Source organism: Dactylosporangium maewongense (assembly GCF_039531485.1).
Classification (GTDB): domain Bacteria; phylum Actinomycetota; class Actinomycetes; order Mycobacteriales; family Micromonosporaceae; genus Dactylosporangium; species Dactylosporangium maewongense.
On the sequence record NZ_BAAAQD010000076.1, the window covers coordinates 1 to 7,990 of the forward strand.

The 7,990-nt window shown below is 67.0% G+C and carries 8 protein-coding genes; 5 read left to right on the forward strand and 3 right to left on the reverse strand.

Annotated elements, in window-relative coordinates; genetic code table 11:
* Positions 1–447: 447 nt before the first annotated feature.
* The 3 genes from ABD332_RS59605 to tnpC form a co-directional block, all read right to left on the reverse strand.
* Positions 448–1,344, reverse strand: a complete 897-nt coding sequence (locus tag ABD332_RS59605) for an IS3 family transposase (protein ID WP_344516005.1) — start codon at positions 1,342–1,344, stop codon at positions 448–450.
* Positions 1,341–1,640 (reverse strand): transposase, encoded by a 300-nt coding sequence (locus ABD332_RS59610; RefSeq protein ID WP_344516007.1) that lies wholly within the window; start codon positions 1,638–1,640, stop codon positions 1,341–1,343. Before ABD332_RS59610 ends, ABD332_RS59605 begins: the two co-directional genes overlap by 4 nt.
* 186 nt (positions 1,641–1,826) lie before the next feature.
* The gene (tnpC, locus tag ABD332_RS59615) at positions 1,827–3,260 is read right to left on the reverse strand and encodes an IS66 family transposase (RefSeq protein WP_344516009.1); all 1,434 of its coding nucleotides are present in this window, start codon (positions 3,258–3,260) and stop codon (positions 1,827–1,829) included.
* Between the two features lie 60 nt (positions 3,261–3,320).
* Here tnpC and ABD332_RS59620 point away from each other — a divergent pair, with 60 nt between their 5' ends.
* The 5 genes from ABD332_RS59620 to ABD332_RS59640 form a co-directional block, all read left to right on the forward strand.
* Positions 3,321–3,716 carry a glutamate ligase domain-containing protein gene (locus ABD332_RS59620; protein ID WP_425552473.1) on the forward strand — a complete coding sequence of 132 codons (396 nt, stop codon included), beginning with the start codon at positions 3,321–3,323 and terminating at the stop codon, positions 3,714–3,716.
* 231 nt (positions 3,717–3,947) lie between these two features.
* Complete coding sequence (locus tag ABD332_RS59625) at positions 3,948–4,958, forward strand: transposase (protein WP_344516019.1); 1,011 nt, start codon at positions 3,948–3,950, stop codon at positions 4,956–4,958.
* 126 nt (positions 4,959–5,084) lie between these two features.
* The gene (locus ABD332_RS59630) at positions 5,085–5,708 is read left to right on the forward strand and encodes a transposase (protein WP_344516013.1); all 624 of its coding nucleotides are present in this window, start codon (positions 5,085–5,087) and stop codon (positions 5,706–5,708) included.
* A 679-nt stretch (positions 5,709–6,387) separates the two neighbouring features.
* Positions 6,388–7,221: a reverse transcriptase domain-containing protein gene (locus tag ABD332_RS59635; protein ID WP_344516015.1), complete on the forward strand. Its 834-nt coding sequence runs from the start codon at positions 6,388–6,390 to the stop codon at positions 7,219–7,221.
* 483 nt (positions 7,222–7,704) lie between these two features.
* The coding region (locus ABD332_RS59640) for a carbon starvation CstA family protein (RefSeq protein ID WP_344516017.1) at positions 7,705–7,990 on the forward strand (286 nt) is incomplete at its 3' end.

The following is a 7,990-nucleotide window of genomic DNA, read 5'->3' on the forward strand; positions in this document are numbered from 1 at the left end:
ATCATGGCAAACAACCCGAAACCCAGCTCGAAGCAACACCGGGACAGTGCCAGGCCCAGCGTACTGAGTGACGTTCGTAACCAGTACCCGACGCATGCGTCCACCTCCAGCCGTAGCGACAATCAGATCAGTAGGCAGCTCTGGAGCTGACGCGATTTAGGGTCGTTGAATTGGTTCAAGCTACCTTACAGTCTGATGCGTTATATGTGCAGTGGTCTCTTAGGCGGCCAGCTGAGATGGTCCAAAGCGGAGTTTCGACGCTCGGTGTTGATGCAACACCGGACCGGTGTATAGACAAGCCCGGCGCGCACTCAGCGAACGTTTTGGACGCCGCCTTACCTCTCGGCGGCCGTTATGTGTGCATGTGGTCGGGCCAGACGATGCTTGTAGCCTCGAAGGTGGGGCTGGGGTTGACCCGTTTTGACGGACAGGGTCGTTGAGGTGGTGTCAGGCTACCTGACGGAGCTGTGATTCGTTGCGGAGCTTGGCTTCGTAGGCGGTTGGGCTGATGTAGTCCAATGTGGAGTGTCGGCGTCGGGTGTTGTACCAGCCCTCGATCCAGCTGAAGATGGCCCGGTGGGCGGACGTCCGGGTGGGCCACGGCCGCCGGTCCAGCAGCTCGGTCTTGATGGTGGCGAAGAACGACTCCGCGACGGCGTTGTCCCAGCATTGGCCTTTGCGTCCGACGGACAGCCGGACGCCGTGCTGGTCGGCGAGGCGCCGATGCTGGCTGCTGGTGTATTGACCGCCGCGGTCGGAGTGGAAGATCACCCCGGCGGGTGGGCGGCGGCTGGTGACGGCGTTGTTCAGCGCCTGGTCGATCAGATCGGTGCGCAGATGGTCTGCGGTGGCCCAGCCGACCACGCGGCGCGAGGTCAGGTCGATGACGGTGGCCAGGTAGAGCCAGCCTTCCCAGGTCGGGATGTAGGTGATGTCGCCGCACCAGCGGGCGTTGACACCGCTGCTGGTGGTGGTGAAGTCCCGCCTGACCAGGTCCGCGGGCGGGACGGCGGCGGGGTCGGGCACGGTGGTGGTCCGCCACCGTTTCGGTGTGCGGCCGCGCCGGCCGTCGGTGCGCATCAGCCGGGCGATGCGTTTGCGGGAGTGCCGGCGTCCCTGCGCGGCGAGCTCGGCGTGGACCCGTGGCACGCCGTAGGTGCCGTCGGACTCGTCGTGGGCGGCGGCGATCGCCTCGGTCAGGTCCTGGTCGTCCCTGGCGCGCCTGGAAGGGCCGGCGGTGCGTGCGGTGTAGTAGGCGGAGCGGGAGACCTTCAGCAGCGCACACGCCCGGGCGACGTTGTGCCGGCCAGACTTCTCCGCCTCGATGAACGGGTACACGTTCACCGGGTCTCCTTCGCGAAGAAAGCCGTGGCCCGTTTGAGGATCTCCACATCCTCCGCCAGGCGCCGGTTCTCCCGCCGCAACCGGGCGAGTTCGTCGCGTTCGGTGCTGGTCAGCCCGTCCGTGCGGGTCCCGGCGTCCAGGTCGGCCTGCCTGACCCAGTCCCGCACAGCGGTCTCGGTCAGGTCGAAATCCTTCGCGACCTGCCGCATCGAACGATCACCCCGACGGCAGACCTCGACGATCTCGGCCTTGAACTCCGCCGTGAACGCCCGGCGGGCCCGCCGCTGCTTACCCATGCCTTCCATGATGAACATCCTCTCCCGGGCACGCAGCCCACAGATCTTGGATGTCCGTCAAAACGGGTCAGGCCCAGGGCTGGAGCAGCAGCGTGAAGATCCAGCGGTGCCGCCAGACCTACATTGCCACTTTCGAGAGTTTATCTCTATCGGTACATGTCACTGTATCTGCTAATACGTAACTGTTCAGCTGGTTCCGGGTAGCCAGGTCCGTCCATTGTGGAGGCTGGTGAGGGCGTCGAGGGCGTTGATGCCGTGTTTGCGGGCGGTGGAGAGATAGCTGCGGATGGCGCAGAAGGTTTCGGCGCCGGCGAAGGTGCGGAGCCCGCCGCTGATCTTCTGGCGGAGTTTGACCATGCGGATGTCGCGTTCGGCGAGGGAGTTGTCGAACGGCACGCGCAGGTCGTGGGCGAAGCGCAGCACGTCGGTGGCGAAGCCGCCCAGGCGGGCGAGGAGGTTCGCTGCTGGTGATCGGGCGCTGTGCCCGGCCGGGCTGGGGTTGGCGGTCATGCCGGCGGCGATGATCGTGTCGTAGCGGCGTCGGTAGACCGCGAGCAGGCGGTCTTCGATGGCGTGGGCGCCGCCGGTGCGGGCGTGGCGGGTGGTGTTGTTGATCTCGCACAGCAGCCGGATCATGCCGGCCGCCCAGGTCTGTGCCGGGTCGGTGTCGAGGATGCCGGCCAGTTCGCGTAGGTGGTGGGCGTTGCAGAGGGCGTGCGCGGCGCCGTAGCGGCGGTAGGGGGTGTAGCCGTCATGCACGGCGATGCCGGCGAAGACGGGCAGGACCCCGGCGGCGGCGATCGCGTCGTGGCCCCGTGAGGCGTGCACGTAAAACAGTGACAGCGTCTCGGTGGAGGCCGAGTGCACCCAGGCGTTGGCCCCGGCCACCCGCGGCGAGGTCTCGTCGAAGTGCGCCACCGGGGCGGCGGCGATCTGCTCGCGTACCGCCTGCAGGAACGGGGTCAGCCGGTCGCTGGTGCGGGTGAGGACCGTGACCAGGGTGCCCACCGACATGCCGACACCGAGCAGGTCCGTCAGGGTCTCGCAAGCCCGCTCGTAGGGCAGGTGCTGGTAGCCGACCAGATAGGCGCCGATGGCGCGGACCCGCGGCCCGTACTGCGCCGGCGCGCCCACCCCGTCCGGCACGGCTGCCATCGTCACCGCGCCACACCGGCAGCGTCGATGCTGCAGCCGGTGCTCGACCACCCGCAGACGGACCTCGGGCAGGTCGAACACCTGCCGCGCCTCCACCGACGTCACCGGCGCCCGGCGCAGCGAGCTCCCGCAGCCGTCACACGCGTCCGGGCGGTGGACACGCACCTGGTCGGGCCGGTCGACCTGCCGCAGCGTGAATCCCGCCTCGCCGGGCTGCTTGCCCGGCAGCCGGCCCGACTGCTCCCGCCGCGACCGGGGCGGCGGCTTCCCCGGCCCATCCGAGGACGGTGGCTTCGACGACGTGCGGGAATCCTTGCGCAGCAACGCTTCCAAGTCGGCGACCCGCCGGGTCAGCGCCTCGATCCGGGCGTCGCGCTCCGCGATCTCCGCGTCCCGCTCCGCCAGCACCGCATCCAGCCGGGCGAGCCGCTCCAGCAACTGCGCGAGGGACGGCGAACCGGACACGCCGCCCAGGATGCACCAGACCACCCAGCAAGATCAAGACCTGCGCGAACCAGGAACCAGCTGAACAGTTACCCACCACCGCACGCCAGCCCGGTCTCGATGATTGCAGCGCTGCGGTCGCTCAAGACGATCGCTGCGGGGCGCCGCACGGTCGCGGTGCTAGGCCAGATGAATGAGTTGGGCGAAACCGCGGCCGCTGATCACATCGAGGTCGGGCATGCCGTGGCGAAGTTGCATCCAGACCTGCTAATCACCGTGGGCAACGACGATGCCGCACAGCTCGGAACCACAGCCGCCAATGGAGGCGTCGACACTGTCCATGCCGTCGACAAGCACGCCGCCGCACTGCTCATCGCCGACCTCGTGAAGTCGGGTGACGTGGTCCTGTTCAAGGCATCGAACAGTCTAGGCCTGATGGCCCTCGCGGCGACGTTGGCCGCAGGCGCCGGAGAATAGCCCGCTCGACCTAGCGTCCCGAGTCGTTAGATGTTTGTTGATTCGAGTGCAGTAGCTGGCTAGGTTGTCGAGGATTTCGTCCGCGATTTTGATCCAAACAAAGACCCTGCTGGCTTTCTCACAATGGTCTGATTCCGGGCTGGTTTGTGGTGGTGGCGTGGTAGGTGGGTGTGATCGCATGTAGGTATGTCGATGGAGCCATTGCCGTGGCCGGAGACTCCGGCGTTGACGGTGCAGGTCGCGCGGGCGTCGTTCCCGAGGGGGAATTTGGCGATGCGGATCCGGGACGCGCTGGGTAAGGTGTACTCGGATTCGCGGTTCGTCGCGGTGTTCGCGAGATCGGGTCGGCCGGCGATGTCGCCAGGGCAGTTGATGATGGTGACGGTACTGCGGTTCACGGAAAACCTGACTGATCGGCAGGCAGCCGACGCTGCGCGGGATCGAGTGTCGTGGAAGTACGCGCTGGGGCTGGAGTTGGATGACCCAGGCTTCGATGCGAGTGTGTTGAGCGAGTTCCGTTCCCGGCTGGTCACGCATGATCAGACCTCGGCGGCGTTGGATCTGTTGCTGGACAAGCTTTTCGCGTTGGGTTTGATCGCGGCCGGCGGTAAACAGCGCACGGATTCCACGCATGTGCTCGCTCGGATCCGGGTCTTGAATCGGTTGGAACTGGCCGGGGAAACGGTGCGGGCAGCGTTGGAGGCGTTGGCGGTGGCGGCTCCGGCGTGGCTGACCCGTCAGATCGGCGCTGACTGGCAGACAGGCTATGAGGCGAGGGTGGACGGGTGGAGGCTGCCGGCCAGCGAAGCCAAGCGCACGGCACTGGCGGTGCGCTACGGCGCTGACGGGTACGCGCTGCTCGAGGCCATCCACGGTGGCGTGGACGCCGGCGAAGTGCCTGGCTGGCTGGCTGAACTGCCCGCGGTCGAAGCGCTGCGCCGAATCTGGATCCAGCAGTACTACCGTGAGGTCGGTATCGACGGGCGGGAGGCGATCACCCGGCGAGAGGCCTCTGTTCATGGCCTTCCACCGGGCTTGTTTCGGCTGATCTCTCCTTACTACCTCGATGCCCGCTACAGCGTCAAACGCGACACCCGCTGGGCCGGCTACAAGGTTCATGTCAGCGAGCGTTGCGACGCGGGCTTCGACGAGCATGGCCGGGACCTGCCGCATGTGATCACAAACGTGACCACCACGCAGGCGGCTGTTCCCGATCAGGCGATGCTCGAGTCCATCCATTAGCAACTCGCCGGCAGACTGGGCGGCGGACCCGAAGGCAAGGGTCTACTACCCGCCCGGCATCTCCTCGACTCCGGCTATCCCTCGGCACGGCTGGTCGCCTCATCGCCGGCGGACTTCGGCATCGAGTTGATCGCCCCGCTGATCGTGGACCACTCCGCACAGGCCAAAGCCGGCGCCGGATATGACCGATCCGCGTTCACCATCGACTGGGACAACCAGCGAGCCACCTGCCCGCAAGGCAAGGCCAGCGCCTCCTGGAACCCGAGCCGGCAACGCGCCGCCGACGCGGTCGTGATCGCGTTCGCTGCCACCGATTGCGGCCCCTGCCCCGTCCGCAACCTTTGCACCAGCAGCAAACGCGGGCGGCGGCGACTATCTGTCCCGCCCCGCGACATCCACGATGCACAAACCCGAGCGCGCGCCAACCACAACAGCGAGGCGTTCAAGACCGAGTACGCGGCCCGCGCCGGCGTCGAAGCAACCATCCACCAAGCCGTCGCGATCACCGGCACCCGACAAGCCCGCTACCGAGGCATCCACAAAACCCGCCTCGAACACACCATCGCCGCCGCAGCCATCAACCTTGTCCGGCTCGACGCCTACCTCACCGGCAAACCCCTCGACCGCGGCCAACCAGCCACCTCGCCAGACTCGACTTCATGGCCGCCGCCTAACCACCCAAATACGAGAAAGCCAGCAGGGTCAACAAAGGGTTCCGGGTTGTCGTTCCAGGCGGGACTATCTCGCTAACGGTGTTTCCAGCGGTCATCGTCAGTAGGTTTCAGCGGCCGGGAAGCGGTCGCTGAAGGTGATGGCGAAGGCGTTCAGCGCAGGCTTCGTGCGCCGTGAGGCGCTGCTGTTCAAGTGGAGGTGAGAGACCACCATCGCTGGGTCGTCGCAGCGGCCTGGTTGGAGCTGGGGGCAGCCTGAGCCGGGAGGTGCCGGTGAGGGTGGGAGCAGCCCTGACAAAGCCGGAGTGGGTCAGCACTGCCAGATGGCGTGGGTCCGGTGAGCGTGACGGAGAGGAGTACGCGAGGAACCGACGGTGTAAAGCCCCTCAACGCTATACCGACTCGAACCTGGTGGATGCGGGTCGGGAGCAGTGCGCACCCGCTGCCGGTGACGGTGGTGGGGAACTTCCGGAAGCTGTGAAACAGGTGACCGGGAGGCCGTGAGGAAGGTCTGCGGCGTACTCACGGCGAGGCTGCTGGGGCAGAGTCGGGCTCCTCCTTCGTCGAGTGAGCAGCAGTGAACACGGGAACCGTCCCGGTCCTCGCCTGCCGCTGTCTGTCCAGGATGGATGGTCAGGCTGGGTCCACCGTCGACCGATCGGTCCGGGACGGGGCGGAGCCGTCGTAGTACTCGGAGCTGGGGAAAGCCCAGCACAGGGGGAAGGACGGCAGCGGTTTCGAGGAGCGAGGAGGCTGCAATGCCGCAAGATGCGCCGCCGAACGGCGGCGCTCCACCGGATCGGGTCTTGGGTCCGTTCGGGCGGGTAACGGAGATGCAGGCCAAACTTCACCGTTGGGCGGCGGCCGATCCTGGCCGCAGGTTCGACGACTTGTTCAACTTCGTGTACGACCCGGCGACGCTGTTGATCGCGTTCGCTCGGGTCGCGGGCAACCAGGGTGCGAACACGCCGGGCGTGGACGGTCTGACCGCCGCGTGGGTGGAGGAGCACGTTGGGGTGCCCGGGTTCCTGGACGGGCTGCGTATCCAGCTGAAGGAGGGCACGTTCCGGCCGTTGCCGGTGCGTGAGCGCAGCATCCCGAAGCCGGGCGGCTCCGGGAAGGTCCGCAAGTTGGGCATTCCCACGATCGCTGACCGGGTGGTCCAGGCGGCGTTGAAGCTGGTGCTGGAGCCGATTTTCGAGGCCGACTTTCTGCCGGTCTCGTACGGGTTCCGGCCGATGCGGCGGGCGCACGACGCGATCGCGGAGATTCACATGTTCGGCTCCCGCGGTTATCAGTGGGTGCTGGACGCGGACATCGAGGCGTGTTTCGACTCGATCGACCACGTGGCTCTGATGGGCCAGGTGCGTCGACGGGTCAGGGACGGGCGTGTGCTGGCGCTGGTGAAGGCGTTCCTCAAGGCCGGGGTGCTTACTGAGCACGGCGACCGGGAAGACTCCGACATCGGCACCCCGCAGGGCGGCTTATGTTCAGCTGAACATAACGACCCCTATGAACAGCGCTGGGATATGCGCAGCGTCGGCTCGTTTGGCCTGGTGAGGGTGGTGGCGGGGGTCGAGCGCTGCGCATAACGCGCCGAGGATCTGATCAGGGGCACGGCATGGTGCCGGGCTCGCGTGACCGGAGGTCGGTTGCGATGGCGATGTTGTCTGCGCTGGTGTCGGGCCTGGACGCTGAGTTGAGGCGGCTGGGCTACAAGGAATCGACGTTGGTCTGGTATCGGGGCTGCTGGCGCCGGCTGGCGAGGTTCTTCGCTGTGCGCGGGGTCGAGGAGTTCTCCCTGGACGTGGCGATGGCGTGGGTCGATGTGGCTTGTGGTGGCTTCTTCGACAAGGAACGGGCGGGCACGCTCAAGCCGACCGATGTCTACTTGTTCAGGGTTGCTCAGATGCTGGGCGAGTACGCGGTGCATGGGGCGGTGCTGCGCCGCTACTCGAGGTCGGTGAACAAGCTGGCCGGCGACGGCGCCGAGGTGGTCGCCCGGTTCGCCGACTCGTTGCGGGCCGCTGACCGCGCCGTGTCGACCGTGCGGGGGCCACGTCACCGACCGGCGGGTGCTGCTGGGTCACCATTTCGCCGCGATCGCGGGCGCCGGGCCGCTGGTCGGGCTCGTCGTGGTCAACGCCCTGGCGAAGTCGCCCTGGGGCACCTTCTCCATCGCCATGACCATCCCGATCGCCCTGTTCATGGGCTTCTACCTGCGGGTACTCCGGCCGGGCCGCGTGGTCGAAACCAGCGTGATCGGCGTCGGGCTGCTGGTCTTCGCCATCGTCGCGGGCGGCTGGGTCCAGGACTCCAGCTGGGCCGGCGCGTTTACGCTCAAGCCCGAGACCCTGGTCT

Excerpts from the sequence above, each read along its gene's own strand:
- ABD332_RS59610 (WP_344516007.1), bottom strand. The coding sequence starts at position 1,640 with ATGGGTAAGCAGCGGCGGGCCCGCCGGGCGTTCACGGCGGAGTTCAAG.
- ABD332_RS59635 (WP_344516015.1), top strand. The coding sequence starts at position 6,388 with ATGCCGCAAGATGCGCCGCCGAACGGCGGCGCTCCACCGGATCGGGTC.